14 protein-coding genes are annotated in these 21,116 nt (G+C 69.3%); 9 read left to right on the forward strand and 5 right to left on the reverse strand.

Translation table 11 applies throughout. From position 1 onward, the window contains the following. Positions 1 to 289: 289 nt before the first annotated feature. The 5 genes from SPRI_RS36295 (at position 290) to SPRI_RS36315 (ending at position 7,146) form a co-directional block, all read left to right on the forward strand. The gene (locus SPRI_RS36295; protein WP_106428506.1) at positions 290 to 1,456 is read left to right on the forward strand and encodes a hypothetical protein; all 1,167 of its coding nucleotides are present in this window, start codon (positions 290 to 292) and stop codon (positions 1,454 to 1,456) included. Further along, positions 1,449 to 2,012, forward strand: coding sequence for a hypothetical protein (locus SPRI_RS36300; RefSeq protein ID WP_005322220.1), 564 nt, complete (start codon positions 1,449 to 1,451; stop codon positions 2,010 to 2,012). Before SPRI_RS36295 ends, SPRI_RS36300 begins: the two co-directional genes overlap by 8 nt. Positions 2,013 to 2,097: 85 nt before the next feature. After that, positions 2,098 to 2,667 (forward strand): hypothetical protein, encoded by a 570-nt coding sequence (locus tag SPRI_RS36305; RefSeq protein ID WP_238996191.1) that lies wholly within the window; start codon positions 2,098 to 2,100, stop codon positions 2,665 to 2,667. Next, positions 2,664 to 5,735, forward strand: a complete 3,072-nt coding sequence (locus SPRI_RS36310; RefSeq protein WP_005322227.1) for a hypothetical protein — start codon at positions 2,664 to 2,666, stop codon at positions 5,733 to 5,735. Before SPRI_RS36305 ends, SPRI_RS36310 begins: the two co-directional genes overlap by 4 nt. Beyond that, positions 5,728 to 7,146 carry a Wadjet anti-phage system protein JetD domain-containing protein gene (locus SPRI_RS36315; RefSeq protein ID WP_005322229.1) on the forward strand — a complete coding sequence of 473 codons (1,419 nt, stop codon included), beginning with the start codon at positions 5,728 to 5,730 and terminating at the stop codon, positions 7,144 to 7,146. Before SPRI_RS36310 ends, SPRI_RS36315 begins: the two co-directional genes overlap by 8 nt. Positions 7,147 to 7,296: 150 nt before the next feature. Here the strand turns inward: SPRI_RS36315 and SPRI_RS36320 are convergent, their stop codons facing one another. From SPRI_RS36320 to SPRI_RS36340, 5 genes are all read right to left on the reverse strand, one after another. Next, complete coding sequence (locus SPRI_RS36320; RefSeq protein WP_005322231.1) at positions 7,297 to 8,340, reverse strand: hypothetical protein; 1,044 nt, start codon at positions 8,338 to 8,340, stop codon at positions 7,297 to 7,299. Positions 8,341 to 8,467: 127 nt separating this feature from the next. Next, entirely contained in the window at positions 8,468 to 9,241 is a 774-nt protein-coding gene (locus SPRI_RS36325; protein ID WP_005322232.1) for an AAA family ATPase, read from the reverse strand. Then, positions 9,238 to 10,833 (reverse strand): Mu transposase C-terminal domain-containing protein, encoded by a 1,596-nt coding sequence (locus tag SPRI_RS36330; RefSeq protein WP_158685267.1) that lies wholly within the window; start codon positions 10,831 to 10,833, stop codon positions 9,238 to 9,240. Before SPRI_RS36330 ends, SPRI_RS36325 begins: the two co-directional genes overlap by 4 nt. 494 nt (positions 10,834 to 11,327) lie before the next feature. Beyond that, entirely contained in the window at positions 11,328 to 14,537 is a 3,210-nt protein-coding gene (locus tag SPRI_RS36335) for an AAA family ATPase (RefSeq protein ID WP_037775700.1), read from the reverse strand. After that, positions 14,534 to 15,772 carry a metallophosphoesterase family protein gene (locus SPRI_RS36340; protein WP_005322236.1) on the reverse strand — a complete coding sequence of 413 codons (1,239 nt, stop codon included), beginning with the start codon at positions 15,770 to 15,772 and terminating at the stop codon, positions 14,534 to 14,536. Before SPRI_RS36340 ends, SPRI_RS36335 begins: the two co-directional genes overlap by 4 nt. 432 nt (positions 15,773 to 16,204) lie before the next feature. Between SPRI_RS36340 and SPRI_RS36345 the strand changes: the two genes are divergently transcribed. From SPRI_RS36345 to SPRI_RS36360, 4 genes are all read left to right on the forward strand, one after another. Then, positions 16,205 to 17,044 (forward strand): hypothetical protein, encoded by an 840-nt coding sequence (locus tag SPRI_RS36345; RefSeq protein ID WP_005322237.1) that lies wholly within the window; start codon positions 16,205 to 16,207, stop codon positions 17,042 to 17,044. A gap of 131 nt (positions 17,045 to 17,175) precedes the next feature. After that, a complete protein-coding gene (locus tag SPRI_RS36350; RefSeq protein ID WP_199782736.1) occupies positions 17,176 to 18,237 on the forward strand; it encodes a hypothetical protein in 1,062 nt (353 codons plus the stop codon). After that, complete coding sequence (locus SPRI_RS36355) at positions 18,234 to 19,748, forward strand: hypothetical protein (RefSeq protein ID WP_005322239.1); 1,515 nt, start codon at positions 18,234 to 18,236, stop codon at positions 19,746 to 19,748. Before SPRI_RS36350 ends, SPRI_RS36355 begins: the two co-directional genes overlap by 4 nt. After that, the gene (locus SPRI_RS36360; protein WP_005322240.1) at positions 19,745 to 21,109 is read left to right on the forward strand and encodes an AAA domain-containing protein; all 1,365 of its coding nucleotides are present in this window, start codon (positions 19,745 to 19,747) and stop codon (positions 21,107 to 21,109) included. Before SPRI_RS36355 ends, SPRI_RS36360 begins: the two co-directional genes overlap by 4 nt. Positions 21,110 to 21,116 lie beyond the last annotated feature (7 nt).

Consider the following 21,116-nt stretch of genomic DNA (forward strand, 5'->3'; position numbering starts at 1 on the left):
CAGCGAGAGGGACGATAGAGACCTCCGTGAGCCCGATGCGCCTAACACACGCTCACTGCTGCGGCTGGGGCTGAAGCTGGGGCTGCGGAACGACAAAGACAAGTTTTGTGGTTTCCAGGCCCTTTGAGCCCGGTAGCGGTCATGCTGGTCCAGGGACGCGCGTGATGCGGGGGTGGAGGGGGACTTGCCGGATCAGCCTGACTTGTTCTCCGTGCAGCAGGAGGACGACGCGGAGGGTCTAGAGCACATAGCGCCATTCGTGGCACCGGTCGCTGCTGCACCGAGCGCAGTGACACGCGATCCGGTGGCACTGCGCATCGCCGAGGCCGTCCGGGACGTGTTCGGCGACTTCGGCTCCGAACACGGGCTGAGCCGCGGGGAGATAGCCCAGGCCTGCGCCGCGGTGGCCTCCGCCGACGAGTTCGATTCAAGATTCCGGGTCTTCATCAAACTTCGTCTGCTGGAGTCGCTGCACGGCAAGTCATATGACCAGCGGTATGTGTTCAACCCGACCAGCGGTGCCGCACTGCTGGTGTACGAGCGCCTGGGGGAGGCTGGCGGTGTCCAGGAGATCACCATGCTGCTGGACCGGGCCCGCGAAGGCCTTCTGAACGGCTCCCTGACCGAGGAGCAGCTGGCCGCCAAGATTGCCCAGGCCCGGCGGAGCCTTGCGAACTACACCAACCACCTGCTGCGGTTGGTGCGCACCAGGCCCATCGAAGAACTGCTCGGCCAGCGTCACCACCACGCCCACACCACATCGCTTGAGGAAGCGAAACACCTCGTCCATGCCGTCGCCGAGCAGTACCCCGCACTGCGTTCCGGCGGCACCCGCCTGATCCGGGAAGCCCTGCGCTACACAGGAGCCGTCCACGAGTTCCACGACCGGCTCATGCAGCAAGCCACCACCCGGCGCGACTTCAGCATGCTCCTACCCGAGCAGTACCTGACTGCGGCCCTTCGCTCCTCCACGGAAACGCTCGCGCAGGTGTTCGCCACGACCGTCTTCGACCCGCCCCACGTCCAGATCACCACGGGCCAGATCCTCACCGCCGCAGCCGACCACCAGCCCCCGCCGCCGCGGCAGCGCCTGCCGCGCCCTCCGACGCAGTCGCCCGGCCCGGATCCGGTCGAGTCCGCACGCGCCAAGGCTGCGCTCGCACGGCAGCGCCGAGAGGCCACCGTGACCCTGCTCATGGCCGGAAAGGACGAAGCCGATGTCACCGCCCGCCTGCGTGCCCTGCCCTGGCAGGTAGCAGTCAAGCACCTGGTCGACATGCTGCGCGCCGCAGCCGACCCCGCCATCCCCCTCATGCTCGACATCTCCCGCGAGGTCATCGTGGACGCCGCAGGACCGGTCACCTACGCCTCGCCGGTGACCGTGTACCGCATTCCCGACAGCCCACAAGACATGAACGACGACACCGAAGCCGCACCGCAGAGCCCTAATGAGTGACCCCTACCTGCTGGCACGGGCCCGAGCCCTGCGCACGGTCCCTGTCCCGGCGGACCGCGCAGGACTCACCCAGCTGCGCTGCGCCGCCGACGATGTGGAGCGCCGGCTGGTCGACGTCGTCACCCCGAACGGGACCCAGGAGCTGATGACCGGCTGGGCTCCCGATGTGGAACCGGCGAGTGGCGCGCTGGGCGACAGCGACGTCCACCGAACCGCCTCGACCGTCCGCCTGCTCACCCTGGCCTGCTGCATCCGCCACTGCTGGCCCGACCCCAGCCAGCCGCTGTACCCAGGACAACCCGCTGCGCAGCAGGACGTCCTCGCCGCCCTGACTCCTCTCCAGGACACCCTCGCGCCCCGCGACGGCGCGGCCGTGCTGGGGCAGACCGGGCACTTCCTGACGGCCCTGCGGTTCCTGCGCGCCTGCGGACACCTCGCGGCAGACGTCGGCGACGGCATGATCCGCCTCGGCCCCATGGTTGCGCTGTGGTCCGAGCGCGATGTGGCCGAACTGCGCAACGGCTACGACATCCTGCCCGCTCCGAGGAAGGGGTGAGCCCGTGGACGTACCGGCATTGCAAGCCCTGTCCCACAACCGGCGGGCCGATGTCCGAGCGGCGGTCTGTGCCGTGGAGACCGCCGTGATCCCCGTACCGTCCGTCCACTACCGTGCCCTCGCCGAGATCCCGCTGCGCATCGTGGTGGAACAGGTCCTGGCCGCATCCGGACGCACCCTGCTCGCGGTCGGCGGCGGCTACCTCTCCGGTTACACCGACGAGATCAGACAACGTCTGGCGCACGAAGGAATCGGAGTCCTGCCGCGCGACGACCGTGCCGTCCTCACCTTGATCCTGCTGTTCAGCGTCGCCATTCCCCGAGCGTCCGGCACCGCCCTGCCCGAGCAGCTGTGGACCCAGGGCACCCCCGTGCCCAGGGACCAGCTCAAGGGCTGCCAGGCGTCTGACGTCGTTCTCACCAGCGCGCTGCAGCGCCTCACCCACGCCGACCTGGTCCGCCGGACCAGAACCGGCTACGTCCTGGGCCACCAGTTCCTGCGGCTGACGCCGGCTGTGGGCGCCGAACTGTTCGAACAGCTGATCCTGCTCGCCGATCCCGACAGTGCTCTCGCCGAATCGATCCGCCGGCGCCGCGCCCGTCCCACCGTGCCGACGGCCACTGCTCTTGATCACGAGGTGCATGACAGATCATGACCACCCCGCCCACCTCCGACCCGTCCCGGGGCATCGTCGGCGACCGCCAGCTCATCGCTGTCCAGGCCTTCGACATCGCCCGGCTCACAGCACACGCCGTCCCGATCGTCCCGGAGACCTTCATCGCCGTCTCCGGTCTCGGCCCCAAAGACGACTCGAACGGCTCCGGCAAGACCAGCTTCCTCATCGCGGTCTCCCTGCTGCTGGCCGATCCGCAGTGGCGCCTGGAGACCAACGGGGGCCGGCACGCCAGCGGCATCCTGTTCCGCCCCGATGCAGCAGGCGTCGACCAGGCTCACCAGGCGTCCCCGGTCACCCACGGCTACATCGTCGGCGTCTTCGCCCACCCCGACGAACCGGCCGCGAACCCCTTGACCGTCTGGGTCCGCATCGCGACCACCACCCCCTACCTGCAGGCCAACTGGACCGAAGGCCTGCACGTCGCCGACGCCCCCACCGATCACGAGCGCAGCATCCAGGCCGACGCCCTGTGGCGCGAGCTGGGCACCCGCCAGCTCCTGTCCGCCCGCGCCATGGCCGAGAAGCTCTACGGCACCGCCCCGCGCTGCCTCACCTACCTCGACACCCCCCTGCGCCCGCCCGTGCCCTCACTGCTCAGCCAGCAGCTGACCGAGATGGAGCCCCACGACATCGGCCGGTCCCTGATCGCCCTGTCAGGCATGACCCCCCTGCTGGAGGAGGAAGACGACCTGCGCGGCCAGGCCCTGCAGCATCGGATCAGCCTCGAGAAGGCCCAGACCGAGCACACCCAGGCACTGCTCGCCGAAGAACAGGTGATGAGCGGTGTGCGCGCCCGCGAGACCGCCCGCCTCGCCCTCCAGCGCGGCCACGAGGCATGGCACCGCTACCTCGCGGCCTCCTACCGCGACGCCCACCACAGTGACCAGCGCGTTGCCGCGCTCATGGAGGAGGAGAGGCAGGCCGCCGAGACAGCCGCGGTCCTGGTGCAGGACGCCGAGGACCGTCTGAACTTGCTCGGGTCCGCCGAAGAACTCGCCACCCAAAGAGGCGCAGCCCACCAGGCATGGTCCGACGCCCGACAACTTGTCGGCGAACTGTCCAGGAAAATGACGGAGTTGACTACGCAACAAGCGATGCTGCGGAGTCGGCGGGCCACCCTGCTGCCTGCGGCGCAGGGCTGGGACGGCAGCAACTTCACCGCCACGGCCGCCCGCCTGGAGCAACGCCAACGCGAGCACGCCAAGGCAGAGCTGCAATGCGACGAAGCCAAGATCGCCGTCACCCGTGCCCGCACCCACCTGCACGACGTCGAGCAGGGCCGCAGCGGTCAAGCAGGCCGCGCCATCGATCTGCTGGGCGAACACCGCATCCGTGCGCACGGCCTGCTCGACCAGCTCAACGTGGACGAGGCCGCCCGCCCGGAGTGGGAACCGCGTCTGGCCCCCTGGCAGGACGCGATCGTCGTCGAACCCGAGCATGAAGACACGGCCCGCCGCCTGCTGCATGCCGCTCTGCCCGGCGCCCAGATCATCTCCTCCGACACCGGGCAGAAAGCCCTGCCCGAGGGCATCCACAGCACCCTGAACGTGACCCGCTTCCTCGCCACCCTCCAACAGCGACTGATTCCCTCGTCCGACGGCTTGGCCGTCCGTGACCAGGCACTGGCGCTGACCGTGACGGGCGGCTTCCCCAACACCCTGGCCGGACGCGAAGCCCAGCTCCGGCAGGCTCGCGCCGACCTCGCAGCCGCCAAACACGCATGCACCGCGGCCACCGAAGCCATGAGCGCGGCCACCGCTGCCCTCACCCTGGCCCAGACCCTGCACGCAGCCGCCCAGGCGGCTGAAGAACTCGCACACCTTGGCACCCAGGAGAACGACCTCCAGACCAAGATCGACAATCTCGCCGGCCGCTCCGCCAACGCCGCTCGCGACGAGCAGGAGCTCCAGCAGGTCTGGCAGGACGCCGTGGCCCGGCACGCCTCCCACAAGCAGCTCCTCACCAGCGCAAAGCTCACCCTGGAAGGGGCCAGCAAGGCGCTCAAGGAACGCCAGCGCAACCTGGCCGCTCTCGAACGCCAGCGCGAGCAGGTCGCCGCATCCCAGTGGCAGCAGCAGTGGGGCGCAACCCTCGAAGACGCCACCCGCCTCCTGGACCAGGCATCGGACCAGACCCGTTCCTCCCGGCCGGCAGCCCTGCGCCGACAATCGGAAGACCAACTGCGCCGGGCCTACGAGCACTACGGCGTCGATGGCACCCCGGGCGCGGACGTCAGCCAAGACCTCCGCACGGGCCAGGAAATGATGCAGTCCTTCGCCGACACCGATCCCGCCGGCCTCCCCTCCCTCACCTTCGCCGACGTGGCAGCCCCGCTAGACAACCGCCTCGCTGGCCATCGGGACCAGGACGAGGTCGCCGCAGCGCGCATCACCCACGACCAGCACGCCCGACAGCAGGCGATCGCAGAACTCACCGATGGCGTCGCCACCAGCACCCGCAACCTGAAAACCCTCCAGGACATGATCGAAAAGCACCTCGACGGCCTCTTCGCTCAGATCAGCGTCGCATTCCACGACCTCGACCTGCGCAGCGACGGCCACGGAGCCAAACTCGAGCACATCAGCGTCCGCCCCCAGGGTGCCGGGGACTGGCAGTGGCAGGTCATCCCGCGATGGAAACGCTCCCGCAGCGGCGGATACGTCTCCTACCGAGAAAACGCCAACAGCGCCCAGGTCAAGGTGCACGCCATCCTGCTCGTCCTCGCGGCGCTCCTGGCCGACTCCCACACCCAGGGCAGAGTCCTGATCCTGGACGAACTCGGCAACAGCCTCGGGGAAGTCAACCGCAAGGACATGCTCGCCGCCCTGCGCGACGTCGCACGCGACCAGCACCTGACCATCCTCGGCACCTGCCAGGACAGCGTCCTTGCCGACGCCGCCGACGTCTGCGGGGAACTGCTGTGGTTCGTCCACGCATCAGCAGCCGACATCATCAACCAGCCCACCAGCGCATGGGCCTTCGACAGCAACGGCGCCCGCACCCAACTCACCGAAGACTGGATCACCGCAGGACGCGCCCATGCCTGACCTCACCCCCCAACCTCCACTCCTCATCGGCGAGGCACACGGCCGCGAGACCGTTCCCCTGCGCAACCTGCCGCCAGGCATCACCGCCGTCACCCTGCCGCGTATCACCAAGGACAGCGACGACACCATCCACGTGCGCGTCCCCCGAGACCGCCGACGTCGCGTCAGCCCCCGGCAGGTCGACCTCGTCGCCGACCACCCCGTGAGCCCCTACGACCCACCACCCGCCCTGACCACCCGACAACTGATCAAAGTCCTGCAGACCAAGACCGCCAAACGCTGGCCCACCATCCAGGCCGACCTCGGCGACAACGCCTGGCAGATCGTGGCCGATCTCATCCGCTGCGGCGCCGTCATCCTGCGCTGCGACGTCGTCAACGCCACCGGCTACAGTCCGCGCTCATGGACCCTGACCCGGTCATGGGCCGAACTCGCCGAGGACAAACTCGCTGAACTCCAGGGCCGCCAGCATCCCGAGGACCTGCACCGCGAGCTCCTCGACATCATGTCCGGCATCCCTGAGCTCGCCCATGAGCACGCCCTGCTGGCCACGACCCCGCCCGGCCGGGTCCTGAAGATCCCTGAAGGCACCGCCACCAGGGCCGAGGACTGGCGGGTATACGAGATCGCCATCCGGGCCGCCGGCGTCTGGTGGCCCGCCCAAGGCGCACCACGCAAGATCACCGCGAAGGAGCTCGCCGGACGTAGCCTGCGCGACACCAAGAGCGCCTGGACCCCCGCCCGGCAGCAGGCCTTCTCCAACCTGATCGGTATCCCCTTCGACCAGGCCGTCGACAAGGCCGACACCGAACTACGCATCCGTGGCCCCCTGCAGTGGCGCGTCGGTACCGTCATCGCCGACGCGGCAGCCTGCCGCCCCTGGCTCGCGCTTCCCGCCCGCGGTGTCCGCGCCCTCGGCATGATCTCCTGCGAGGCCCGAGGCGTCTTCCTGGTCGAGAACGAGGACACCTTCGAACAGGTCTGCAAGATCCCGGAGATCGCCGACACCTGGCTGTGCATCTGGGGCAAGGGCTATGCGACCGACGGCCTGGCCGAATTCCTCCGCGGCCTCGACGGCCTGCCCGTCGCGGCATGGGGCGACCTCGACGCCCACGGCATCCGCATCATCGGCAACCTCGCCGACCGCATCGGGCGGCCCGTCACACCCGTCGCGATGACCGTCGACCTCTACCGGGGCGGCACCAAGTACCGCCAGGAGCCCACGAAACTGAAGGAGAACCGCAAGCTCGCCGCCCAGCTGGCGTGCGACGGCATCGAGGCCCTGCGCGACCTGGCTGAAGAGATCACCCGGACCGACGGGCACGGCTGCGAACAGGAGACGCTCTACAACGAAGTCCTCCCCGCACTCCCCGGTCTACTGAAAGCCGTGCATGTGTCCGGCAGTTCCTGACCTCCCAGAAGCGGGTAGCGGCCAGCAGGTAGGTTCGGGCCGGGCGTGCCCGGCCCCGGCCTTCCTGCTCCAGCCGGTGGCCTGATGCAAACACGGCATAAACACGCTGCCGCGTCTTTGGCGCAGGGCGAGTGCCTCGCTGCGCACGGCTCAAGGGACGAGGATGCCGGCGAGCAGGGACAAGTCGAGCTGAGGCAGACGTCCGGCGTGCGCGCGCAGATGCCGGGCTTCGGCCAGCATGACATGGGAGAACACGTCCTCCCTGGGCGAGTGGGCCATCAGACGGTGGTGGGCGCGGGCGCCGGCCAGCAGCGGGCGCGCCCAGGCAGGCACGGCGTGCAAAGGGCAGTGCCGATGGCCAGCCCCGTGGAGCTTGATGACGCAGACGTCGCCGGAGATGTCGAGGTCGCGGGTGAAGCGCAGGCTGCCCAGGCCGGTCTGGGTGAAGGCCAGCACACTCAGCGCTCCAGCGATGAGTGGGTGCGTGAGAGCGGTCAGGGCGGCGGCCTCCTCGGGCGCGATCTCGAGGGCAGGGGCGGCCTGGACCAGCTGCGCCGTGGCCAACGCACCGGCACAAGGGGGAGCTTGCCGCCCGGGCCTCGTCGACGCTGCTTCGGTCCCGCGCGGCTGCGGGGCGGGCGCCTGCCTCGCAGCCGTCGCCATCGCCGCCGGTCCTGTCATCGCCGGGAGAGCGGGAGGGAAGGACGGGCGCGCGGGTATCGGTCCCGGCTCGGCGAGGAGCGCCTCGAACTGGTCCCGGCCGCTGATGCGGCGCTCCACGCGGGCCAGCGACGGCGGCAGTCCGCGCGGCGGCTTCTGCCACAGCAGGGTCAGCTGAGCTCCCGTCGACTCGCGCCAGGCGAGCAGTTGGTCGATCCGCCGGAGGGTCAGCAGATGAGCTCGGGGGACCACAACGTGCCGCACCCCCATCGCGACACCCCAGGCAGCAGCGGCGAGCCAGGCCGCGTTCACCGAGTCCAGCCACACATCGGGGGAGTGGGGCCCGGGGGCCAGCCGCTTGCCCAGCGCATACAGCATGTCGTGCGCCAGCGCGGCCGGGCTGGAGCTGGCCGGCGTCGGCTGCACGGTGATGCGGCCTTCCCCGGGCCGGTGCGCCTGCAGCGCCGCCCGGGTGTAGAACAGGTCGTCCCGCTCGTCCACCACGATCGTCACGTCGCTGTACACCAGTGCCATCGCCCCCTCCCGGCCGCGCCCCGCCACACCGCCCCGTATCGGCCAGGCGCCAGGCCGGTCCGTACGGCGCGCAATGGTTGTGGCAGCGGCCCGGGCTCGCCGGGCCGCCGCGGATGTGCGGCGGCTGCTACATGCCGCCCAGCTTGCTGTACACCCAGTTGACGAGGTCCTGCTTGACCTCGGTCAGGCCCTTCTTCTTCATGCCGTTGAGCATGTGCTTGGTGATGGTGGCCCAGTTGCGGAAGTTGCCGTGCGCCGCGGCCCGGTCGATGTTGCGGATCATCTGCGGGTCCACCCCGGCCCACAAGGAGTGAAACGCCGGCAGGGTGGCGACGACCTCGGCCTCGGGCATGCGCGTGAACTTCTGCCAGATGAAGATCCGTGACGCCAGCATAGGTTCACGCTTGAGGACCTTGTAGCAGCCATCGCCGCCGGCGAAGATCACCGCGATGTCGGTATTGCGGTCGTCCCAAAGGTGGCGCCAGTACTCGAACGAACTGCGGCCCATCCACTGGGCCTCGTCGCACACCAGCACGCGGAACGTCTGCGACAGCGTTTCCTTCAGAAGTGTGTCGAATTCGATCGGCCGGGTCGGCGGTTCCCCGGGCAGCCCCAGGGCGTTAAACAGTCCGTGGCGGATGTCGCGGGGGGTCGGTCCCGAGCGCAGCTCCAGGCGGTAGGTGTTGTCGGGGGCGATCTTGCGCAGCGCCGAGTTCACCGACATCGTCTTGCCGTATCCGGCCGCTCCGTAGGCGACCATCATGGCCTTGGCGTCGATCGTCGCCTGCACGTCGTCCAGGGTCGTCATGAGCGTATCGGTGGCCACCAGGTGCGCATTGAGGCGGTGGAAGTGGTCCTCGTCCTCTGCGGGCAGCCTGCCGTAGTCCATGTCGCCGCTCACGCGTTCTCCTCAGGGGCGTTGTCGTCCGGCTCGTCCGCGGCCGGAAGGACCGGGCGGGCCCAGCCGTCCGGGACGGGCTGGTGCGGGATGTAACCGGGATCGGCCCGCCGCAGGTCCGTGGCGTCCGATGCGGCAAGTTCTGCCTCGGCCTCCGCCTCGGTCAGCGCACCCAGACGCTCGGGCGGGGTGGCGGTGGTGACGGCCTCGAAGCGTTCGCGCCGCAGCCGTGCGGCGGCCTTCATGTCCGCGCGAAGCCGCCGCGCCTTGGAGGTGCGGGCTTTGCGGACCTTGCTGACCTGCTCCTCGCTGGCCGCCTCGGCCAGGACGGCGCTGCCCAGGTGTACGCCGTCCAGGCCGAACACCTCGATGGCCAGGTCGTGGTGGGGCAGGTGGCGCACCGCGACGCGGACGCCGGCCTGGCCCACCATCCAGGGGGCGATGTAGTGGCGATTGCGCCACTGCACGCCCTGCGTGGTGATGGTGCGGGTGCGTCCGTCGTCCGCGAGCCCGAAATGGGCCAGCTGCTCGGCGGCAACGTCGTGCAGGGGAGTGGGGTCGCACGACCACGCCTGCATCGGGGTGCGGCCGCCCAGCGCCCTGGGCTGGTGCTCGGTGTTCCACCAGTGCACCCACTTCAGCAGCAGCTCCACGAACGCCTCGAAGGTGAGCGCGGGCTCGTCCGGATCCGCGGTGCGCCCGCCGGTGAGCGTCTGCCGGTGTACGTAGCGCGGCATGGAGACGAACAGCATGTCCTCGACCGCACCGTTGAGCGCCTCGATGGTGCCCTTCAGATGCGGGCTGTAGGCCGGGAGATCGACGACGGGCACGGCGAAGGCACCCAGGGCCGAGGCCACGGTGGCACACAGGAACTCCTTGCCGCGGTCCACCCTGATCAGGCCCGGCAGCCCTCCGGCCGGGCCGAAGGGATCGGCTCGGTCCAGAGCCATCCGCAGGGCCGCCAGCACCGCATCCGCGCTGGGTGCATGGGGCGTCACGGCCACCCCCGTGATGACTTTGGTGTGGCAGTCGATGAACCAGGTCACCCAGGGCTGCACGAGCTGGTCCTCGAGCAACACCCGCACAGGCACACACTTGTGGTCGCCCTCCCAGGCGGCGTTGCGGTGCGCGGGAGGGCGCTGCCCGAACACGTCGAAGGCCCGCCGGGCAGCCTCCCCCTTGGCGAGCCCGGCCCGCTCCCCGGGCGTCAGGTCCCGCCGCAGCGCCCGGTGGAGCGTCGACAGCGACGGGGCCGCAGGCAGCCGGGGCTCGTCCAGGGCCCGCTGCTTAAGCTCACGGTGCACGGCGGAGGCGTTGCCTCCCCACACCACCAGCAGCCGCCGCAGTTCAGGGGTGACGCGGAACCGTGTCCGGGACGCCGCATCGACGTGGCCGGTGGCGCGCGCCTCGGCGACCCACCGCCACACCGCCCGCTCCGAGCGGCCCACGGCCGTCGCGACCAGCTTCACGTGCGCGCTGGTCAGCTCGCCGCTCTGGTCCAGCGACAGCAACCGTGGCAGCGCGGCCAGCCGCCCCGTGCGGGCGGTGAACACCGCTTTGCCAGCACCCTGCGTGCCGGCAGAAGAGTCACTCATGCGGTCTGCTCCTTACATGGATACGAATCGTGGAAAGGACCGGAAGTGCCGTGCTTGCGCCGGGTGTTGGCGGTGAAGGCGGACGGCACTGGCGTTCCCGGCCGTTTGCAGGGCCGTGATGCGGCGTCATGCCGGGGGAGGGCGGGTACGGCGGGGCCATCAGCCCGCACCGGCTGCGAGCGTCGGCAACTTCGCTGGGAGGGGGCGTGCTTCTCGAAGGCCAGGCTGCTTCAAGGGGCAGGCTTATGCCGGGGCATCGGGGGCGCCCCGGCGCTGGCCAGTCTTGTTGCGGCACCTGGGGTGGAAGGCCGCGGTCGGCGCTGAGCTGAATGCTTGTCAGCGCCGGCCGCAGGGCTTCCTGGGGCGCCTGCATGCGCCGGGAGGACGTACGGGATTGGTCGGGCGCAGGAAGGGAGGAGAGCTACCGGTGTCCCAAGGTGCTGCCCTGGGGCGGACGGGCTCCTTGGCGCCACTGCTGGCCGGCCCGGTGTTGCTCAGGCGTGTTCCAGCATGCGCCGGATCCCGTCGCGGATGATCGTGGCGCGTTCTTGCGCCGTGAGCCAGGTGGCTGTGGAGCCCTGGGCGGTCTTTTCGACGAACAGCACGTCTTCGACGGCGTCGGCTACCGGATACAGGTGGCTGATGACCGCGAGGGTCTTGTCCTGGATTGCAGCGTTGCTCAGGACGGGAAGGGTGGCCTCCAGGCGGTCGGAGTCCAGCGAGCCGAACCCTTCGTCCAAAAACAGGCTCTCCAGCTTGCTGTTGCTGCGGTTGTGAAGTTCCACGAATGCCAGTGCCAGCGCGAGGGAGGTCTGGAATTTCTCCCCGCCGGAGAGGGTTTCTCGGCCGCGCGTGAGATTCGTAGCGGACTCCACGATCTTGAAGTCCTCGGTGAACCCATAGAGCCCGGTGGAGATCTGCTGGAGGATCCTGCTCCCGTAGCGGAGCAGCGCATGGGTGCGCTGGTCTGTGAGATAGGTGAGGAACTTCGTGTCGGTGAGCTGGTCCCTCACTCTCCTCCACACTGCGGCCTGTTCATCCGCGGCGGTGATGGCAGCGTCCAGTGCCTCGGCGTAGGGGATTTGGGACTGCGCGGTACGCAGGTCGGACTTGGCTTTGTCGTGCGCTGCTTCCGCGTCGCTCGTCTTGCGGCTGAGCGGGTCGAGAAGGGCGGGTGCCAGCAGGTCGCTCTTCTCCGGCACCGGGAAGCCCGGGTCATGGTCGGTTTCGTCGGCGGCGGCCCCGGCTTGGAGGGTGAGGTCCTTCTCGAACGCGTGGATTGCGTCCGTGGCTCGCTGCCCGGATTGTTTCAGTGTGCCCGCCAGTTGCTGGCTCAGGGAGGCGAGGGCCTGGTAGTAGGCGTCGACGAAGGCCAGGTCGGATCCGTCCGGGGCAGGAGGCAGTTCTTTGGGCGCCTCGCTGTCAAGGAGACTTTCGGCGTCGGTGGCGGCGTCCGCCCAACGCTCCAGCTTTTTGATGAGATTGCGGGTGGGAGTCTCAACCTTGCGCCGGCGGCGTCCGTCCAGGGCCTGGCGGTGCTCGGTGTGCTCGGTGAGGGCCTGCTGTGCTTCGTCGCGTGCCTGTGCTGTCTGTTCGAGCTGTGCGAGGCGCTGACCGGCTGTCTCCAGCGCTGAGGCGATGTCCTTCGGGGAGGGGAGGTCCTGCGGTGTGTCCTGCGCGGGTCGTATCGAGGCCGGGAGCTCGGTGACCTCGCTCAGCAGTGTCTGCAGGTCGCTCTCGTACTGCAGCTGGGTCTTCTCCAGCCGTTTGCGTTCGCGCTGCAAGCGGCCGCGCTGGCGTTTGAGGTCGGCCCGAGCCGACTCCTTCTCGGCCTGCGCGGTCGCCAGCTCTGCCTGGGCGCTCGTGTGGGCCGCGAGCGTTTCTGCTTCCGTATCGCGCAGCGGCTGGACGAGTGTCTTGACCGCACGGGTGATCTGGGCCCGGTTTTTGGGGTCGCTGCCCGCGAGGGCACGCGCCTGCGCGGCCGTCTGCTGGCTCAGCGTGTCCAGAGTCGTGGCCACGCCCGGCACGACGTTCGGCCGCATCGTGTCCACCAGCTCCTGCAGCTGAAGCAGTGAAGTGTCCATGCGCTCGAGGGCGGCCAGATGCGCGCGCTGGTGCTTCTGGGCCCCTTGCCCGGTCGCGTTCAGCTGGGCTGTTGCCTCCGCCGCGGCGGTTACCGCTGTGTTCACGGCTTTCGAGGATTTGGTGAGCTGACCTCTGGCTTTGTCAAGCGCCTTGCCGTCCAGCGGGGAGGGGGGAGTGAAGTCGGTCGGGAGGGGCCGGACGCAGACCGGGCAGGCGTCCCCTGGCGCCAGAGCGGAACCCGCCGTGTGGGCGGCTTCGCCGCGCTCCACCGCAGCAAGCGCCTCCTCGGCTTCTTCCCGTGCCCCGCGCAGCTGACGCAGCTCAGCTTCCAGCTTGTCGACGCGGCCGCGCTGCTCCTCGACTGTCTCGAGCGCCGTGTTGGCCGACTGCAGATGTGCCGCCGCAGCGGTGGCTTCCTGCAGCGGGCCCCGGACGGCCTCCTGGATCTGGTCGGTGTGCGCGCGGGCCTGGGTGACGGCATGCTGTGCCAGGTCGGCTTCCTCGACGAGAACCGCCAGGCGCTGCTCGTGCTCGGCCAGCTCCTGCTGTGCTTGCGTGTGCTCCTGCTCATGTTCGCCGTGCTGCAGCTGCTCCTGTTCAAGCCGCTGCATCAGGGTGTCCAACCCGGCTGCACGGCCCGGCAGGCCGGACAGCACAGTCACCGCACCGGACAGGGACCGGACCGTGTCACCGGCCTGCGTGGCCGCCTCCAGGGCGGCCTGCGCCGCGTCCAGCTTCAGACTCAGATCGCGTCCGGCCGCTTCCTGCGCTGCGGCTTCGGCATCGAGCTCCGTCTTCGCCTTGGCCAGCGTGGCCAGGGTGACAGCCGCATCCGGGACGCTGCGCTCACGCAGCAGCCGTGCCGCCTTGTCCAGAGCGGCCTTGCGGTGCTTGTGTGCGACGGCCCGCCCTTGTGCCGCGCGCAGAGCGGCCAGCCGCTCGCGTCGGCTTTCCGCGATGCCACGCGTACGCTCCACATCCAGCGCCGCCTGTGTGGCGACGGCATGGGGATCTCGCAGGAGGTCCGCCCGGGCACTCCTGGCGTCGAGGATGCCCGCGCTCAAGCTCTCCAGTCGAACGCCGGCGTGCTTGCGGACACGTTCCAGTTCGTTGATGCCGAAGACGTGCCGCAGGATGTCGGCGCGGTCGCCTCTGTTCGCCTTGAGCAGGTTGTCGAACTTCCCCTGGGGCAGCAGGACCGTACTGACGAAGCCCTTCCAGTCCAGACCGATGAGCTGGGTGACGGCATCTGTCACCGCGCGCATGTTGTCGACCCGCAGGTCGGCGCCGCCTTCGGCCATGGACTCCAGAACAGCCTGCGGCTTCCTGCGGTTTGCATACAGCGTGCGCCGCACCCGCCACGGGCGGCCGTTCACGGAGAACTCGAACGTCACGTGCATGCTGGGGCTGCCGGTGCTGATCAGCTCGTAGGCTTCCTCGGGTTTGCTCGACCACGAGCTCGCCCCGTACAGGCCGAAGGTGAACCCCTCAAGGAGAGTGGACTTGCCGGCGCCGGTACGGCCCAGGATGGCGAACCGGCGCTTCCCGGCGAAGTCGATGGTGCAGGTGCCGGGGTAGCTGCGCATTCCGCTGACGATGAGCCGGCTCGGCTTCACGACGCCTCCGTCCAGGTGTTTTCCAGCGCAGCGCGGAGCATTTCCTCGGCCAGGACCGGAGGCAGCGTCTCGTCGTCGAGCTCGTTGAGCAGGTGGGTGAATGCGGTGACGGTGGACTCCGCGGCAGCGCCGCTCAGTCCCTCGGATGCCAGGTAGGCGCGGAAGGCGTCGGGGAGCTCCGGCTCCTCGCCGGGATCCCCGTCCATGACAGCCTCGGCGGCCGCCTCCCGTGCCGGTACGGGGTTGACGAGGATCGCGTTCGGGACGATCTCGGCGATCTTCTGGCTGAGGAGCCCATCGGGCTCTTCGCCGGCGATTACCGCTTTGAGGAAGGTCCCGTCGTACTGGGCGGCCGCGGCCTTCAACTCCTCCAGAGTCCCGGGGAAGTGGGCCAGCCGTCGGCCACTGGAGAGCCGGCGGGGCAACGCCCTTACCGGTCGTCCGGGGTCGGCGTCGACGATCACGACGCTTTTGGATTCGTCGGCTTCGCCGAAGTCCATGGCGAGCGGACTTCCCGCGTAGCGGGCGATGCACTTGGCGCCCCGAACCGGTTGCGGGCGATGGATGTGCCCGAGAGCGGCGTAGGAAACCTCCGGAAGATTCTCGGGGCCGGTTTCGAAGCGGTCGTCCACGGCCCGTCCGCCCCGGGAGCCTTGGGCGCCGGTGACGTACACGTGGGCCGCGAACAGCAGGATGTCCCGGTCGGGGTCGTACCCCTCGTGCATGGCCCTCATCAGCTGCGCCTGTAGCCCGCGCATCCCCTCGGCGTAGTCGGCGTACGACGTGCCGGTCGCGGAATGCTGCCAGAAGTGGTTCGGATGCACGAACGGCAGGACGGCCAGGCGGATTTGCTGCTCACCGCCGCAGGCGTCGAAGGTGAGGACACCGCCGTCGTCCGCGGGGCGGAACCGGTCGGCGAAGAACAGGCCCCGGCCCCGCAAGGGACCGTTCATGGAGCCGAAGAACTTGAAGTATGCGGGGGAGTCGTGGTTGCCGGCCAGGACCACGGTGGGGGCGATGGCGGCGAGTTCGATCAGGGTGTCCATGGCGCGCGACATGGCCCGGATGGTGGGACGGGAGTGGTGGAACAGATCGCCGCTGTGGACGATCAGATCCGGCTGGCTTTCCTGGGCGATGGCCACGATCTCGGCCAGGACGGCGTCGAAGTCCTCTTCGCGGGCGTGCCCGTGAAAGATGTGGCCTAAATGCCAGTCGGAAGTGTGGAGCAGTCTCATGCCTTCGTGCGCCCTTCTGGGAAGCGAGGCGTAGGAGGGCACCGGTGGTGCCTTATGAGCCCGGGACTGTACACCAAATTCCCTGGAGTAAAACTGGGAGTCCCGAGTGACTGCTGGCCTCCGGGCACGGACGAACGCATGACCGCTCTCGAGGAGCGCATGCAGCAGCTGTCAGGAGGCGGTCGGGCGGGCACTCGCGCAACACGCTACTTTCCAAGTACGCCTTCCAAGCGTGATTTGACACGCAGTCGACTCACCTGGAACGTTCTGTGCGGGCTCAGTGCGGCCCGGACATGGCCCAGCCGGCGACCATGCCTGCGGTCGCCGAGCCCCATCTGGTCGCGCCTGTGCGCGACCAGATCCACCAGGTATCGGTCTTTACTTTTTCCTGGAATGAAACTGGTATATACGGGGGGCTGCTAGCATGCGGGCATGGATGAGCATCTGGTCGCACTCGAGAAGCGCATGCAGCAGCTGCAAGAGGCGCTCCGGCAGGCGCTCACACGACACGACACCGCCCAAGTGAACTCCCTGGGCGAGGAGCTGACACGCACTCGACACGCGTGGAACGTTCTGTGCGGGATCACTGAGGTCCCGGACACGGCCCAGCCGGAGGTGCAGCCAGGGGTCCGGCCTGAGCCCGCGCTGGCAGTCGTCGAGCCCAACCAGGACGTGCCCGTACGCGACCAGGTCCACCAGGCGCTCGCCCTGCTCACCGTCCCCGCCTCGCCCAAACTGCTCAGCCAGGTCCACCAGGCTTTCTTCTCCACCCCGCTGAACACGGCACGCATGACCACCCTGCGCCGCGACGAGGAACGCTCCTTCCGCTCCGCCCCCTACGGCCGCGCCTACTACATCTGCCCCGCGCTGACCTCCGACCTGCTCTCACCAGCCCGCGCGCTGCTCGCCCTGAGCACCTGGTCACTGGAGCAGCGCCTGGTGGGACCGCTCACCCAGCGCGTCCACTTCCTCACCTCGGCCCTACGGCTCGCGGACGCCGCCGAACACCTCGCCGGCGAGGCCGGGATGCCACAGCCCGTCCAGCAGCTGCTGCTGCACTACAGCCGCAACATCCACGGCGACGCCCCCCGGGGCCCGCTCGACCTGGACGCGCTGCGCCGGGCCGCCGCAGCGGAACTGGAGATCCACGCCGACGACGACGCCGACACCCGCGCCGAAGCGGCCCAGCGCGCACGTCAGCAACTCGGCGACGCGCAGCAGATCTTCGGCAACATCCTGCGCAACACCGCCCGCCTGCACCGTACTTCGTAAACCCGCCTCTGCAACCAGCACGGCTGTGCCCTGTCCCGCCAAGGAAAACAGTGAGCTCGCTCGACGAACGACTGGGCGTATTACGCGGAACCGCTGCGCCCATCCCGCACAATGCACGCACCCTGGCAGCCTTGACCGCCAATCCGAGCTGCGAGCGCCGCTCCCTGCTGGATGCAGCCGGTATCGACAAAGACGCCCTCGCCGCCCATCTGGGCCTCCCGCGGCTGCTGAGAAAATCCCAGCTCGCCCTCGACTACGGCCTCGCTTTCGAACGCAAGGTCACCGCCCAGGCCGGAGCCCCCCTGGTACCGCTGCTCCGCCAAGCCCTGGGCCTGAGCGTGCCGGAGGTGTCCTACGAGGACGTCAACAGCGTCGGCAGCGATGACGACAAGTCCCCTCTGCGGCTGCGCCGCATCCACACCCGCTCCCGCATCCGCAGAGCAGCACACGGCAGGCCGGACCCCCGCACCCTGCTCGACCACCCCGTACTGCGTCTGACCGTCGCCGGCCACCAGGCCTACCTCGAACCCGACGTCATCGCCTTCCAGCGCGAGGGCGTCTTCTATGTCGTAGAGATCAAATCCTTCCCCGTCATCCACGGACAGCTCGACCCCCTCAAGGCCACCGCAGCGCTGACCCAGGCCGCCGCCTACGTCCTGGCCCTGCGGGAACTCCTCGCCGAGGACGGTCTCCCACCAGAGCGCGTCTCCGACACCGTGGTCCTGGTCAACCCGCGCAACTTCACACGCCACCCCACCGCCACGCCCTTCAGCGCCCACAAGCAGATCAAGAACCTGAGCCGCCACCTCGACAGACTGCGGCGCCTGCCCGAACTGCTGGGCAAAGTTCCCCCCGACACCACCTTCGACCTGGCGCCCGGCCCCGACCAGAAACCGACCCGGCCCCGCGGTGAACTCGTTGCCGCGCTCGCCACCGTGCGGCCCAACTACACCCCCGGCTGCCGCCACCACTGCGACCTGGCCTTCCACTGCCGCACCGAAGCCCGCAACCAGGGCAAGACCGCCGCCCTGGGCACCGCAGTCCGCGACGACCTCGCGGGAATCGACACCATCGCTACGGCCCTGGCTCTCACCGACGGGCACCTGCACCCCTCACGGAGCCAGAAAGACCTCACCCAGGCCCTGCGCCAGGCACAGCGCATCCACGCAGACCTCCAGACGGACACCGCATGATCCGCCTCACCTCACTCCTGCGCATGCGCGCCGCCCACACCGGCAACGCCCAACGCGCCAGCCAACTGCGCCACCTCCACCTCAGCGACCAGCCACTGATGCTGCTGGCACTGAAACAGACCGGACCCGCCGCACGACCGCTGGCCGTCATGCTGGGCACCGACCCCCGCCGCCCCCAACTCCTGCTCACCCCGCCCTCAGGCAGCACCACTCCCATGCTCGCTTCCCTGGCAGACGCCGTCACCGCCTACATCGACGCCTGCCAGCGGCACAGCGAACACCTGCCCGCCACCTCCAGCAAGCCGGCCCGACGCCGCTACACCGACGCCCCCCAGATCCTCGTCCCCAACCCCCAGACTGTGCAGCACCTGAAAGACCTCGGAGCCGACCTGCGGTTCCGTACCGCCGATGACCAGGCTCCCGGCTCCCGGGCTGTCCAGCGCCTGGGCCACTGGCTCACCTATCTCACCGACCGCGCCGACCTGGCCGGATCAGCCGCCCTCATCCCCATGACCAGCTTCCTCTCCATGCACTGGATCAGCGGCCAAAGCCCCCTCGAGGACGAGGACCTGGCCAGCCTGCTGGCCTGGATCGACCCGCCCCGCCACACCGCCTCCGGACGCGACGCCGCACTGGCAGCAGAAGACCCGGCCACCCACCGCCCGGCGGGACCAGCCACCGACGCCGCCTTCGACAACGACCACCTGGCGCCCCTGTTCGACGCCTACGCCCGCGCCCGGCGACAAGCCCTGGCCCAGGAGCAGACCCGCATCCTGCAAGAACTCGACCGCCTGCTGGCCACCTATCTGCAGCCCACCTGGGACCTCATGTGGCAGGCCTACGCACTCCTGCAGGCCCTCCCCGAAGCCAAGAGCACCGCACGCCGCTGGGACCACGAACGCACCGCCTTCACCGACGAATGCCTGCACCTGGCCCAGGACGGACGCCCCCGGCCGGCCCGCGACCAAGCCGTCGCCGCCGCCGTCCGCCTGGCCCACATGGAACACGCAGCAGCCGCCTTCGCCGCCGAACGCACCGCCGACGACCCCTTCGCACGAGCCGAACTGCGCACCACCGGCGAAGCCTTCGGCGGCACCGTCACTGCGATCGACTCGAAGCACACCCTGCGCGGGCCCACCGGACGGCCACAGTGGCGGCCCCGGTTCACCGTGTCCACCTCCGACCCTCTGCGCATGGAACCCGGCCGGCTCCTGGCCTGCCACGCCTACCGCAAGGCCGGCTACAAGATCTGCGAGATCACTCCCGCCGACGGCGACACTCTCGTCGAACTCGAGATCACCGCAGGCATGGGCCACGCCGACCGTCCCACCTACGACATCCTGCCCGAAGACGGTGCCTTCCTCGTGTTCACCATCGCACCGGATTCCTACCGGATGCCGGAATTTCCCTCACGAGAACAGACCCCCTGGACCCATGGCGGGCCTCCTGCCGACCATCCGGACGACAGCGACGAGGACACGGGCGAGGGCGACGGCGAGGAAGAACAGTGACACCTCCCCACCAGCCCTCGCCGCAGCAGCAGATGGACACGGCCGCCCGAGCCATCCTGGAGCAGCTGCCCACGCTCACCCACCGCGGAATCGTCGTGCACTCCCCGCCCGGCGCCGGCAAATCCACCCTGGTCGCCCGAGCCGCCGACGCCCTCGCGCAGTCCAGCGCCCCCTGCCCCGTCATCGCCCAGACCAACAGCCAGGTCGACCAACTCGTGCGGCGATTCGCCCGGCACCACCCGCATCTGCGCACCGCACGGCTCACCGCAACGGAACACTCGGTCCCGCATGATCTGCAGGCACATCCCGGCATCCGGATCGGTACCCGCATCGAAGCCCTCGAGACGACGGCCGACGTCATCGTGGGAACCGCCATGAAGTGGGCCACGGTCACCGACCGCCGATGGCCGTGGGCGATCATCGACGAGGCCTACCAGATGCGTTCCGACATGCTTTTGTGGACCGCCGGCTTCTTTGACCGGGCCCTCTTCGTCGGAGATCCTGGCCAACTCGACCCCTTCTCCGCGGTCGAAACCGACCGCTTCCACGGCCTGCCCCATGACCCCATGAACAGCGCGGTCGCCGTCCTGCTGGCCAACAACCCTGACCTGCCCGTCCACTTTCTGCCCGTGTCCTGGCGCCTGCCACCCTCAGCCGTCCCCCTGATCAGTGACGCCTTCTACCCCTTCACGCCCTTCCACGCCGGAAGCCGTGAAGCCGACCGCACCCTCACGTTCTCCATCCGCGGCATGCGTACCCCCACTGACGAGGTCATCGAACACGCCGCCCGAACCGGATGGGCACTGTTCGAACTACCAGCCCGCATCACCGGCCAGCACGACATCGAAGCCTTCCAGGCCGTCCTCGACATCGCCGAGCGGCTGCTGGCCCGGCGCGCCACCACCACCTGCGAGGAAAACCCCGAAGGCCACGTCCTGCAGCCGGGGGACATCGCTATCGGCACCGCCCATCGCAGCCAGACCCACCACATCCGTGCGCTCCTGGCCCGCCAGTACCCCCCACTCCACGGCGTCACCGTCGACACCGCCAACCGACTCCAAGGCTGCGAATTCCGCGTCACCATCGTCCTGCACCCCCTCTCCGGCCGCGGCGACGCCTCCGCCTTCCATCTGGAAGCCGGCCGCCTGTGCGTCCTCACCTCACGACACCGCCACGCCTGCATCATCGTGGCCCGCGCCGGCATCGCCGAACTCCTCGACGCCCACCCCTCCAACGACCCCGCACACCCCGGAGCCGCCTCCAAGGTCGCCGACGGCTGGGAGGCCAACCACGCAGTCCTCGCCCGCCTGACCCAGCACACCATCTCCGCCCAGGCACAGCCCCGTCACCGGCGCGGATGAGGAGGTC

Source organism: Streptomyces pristinaespiralis, assembly GCF_001278075.1.
GTDB lineage: Bacteria > Actinomycetota > Actinomycetes > Streptomycetales > Streptomycetaceae > Streptomyces > Streptomyces pristinaespiralis.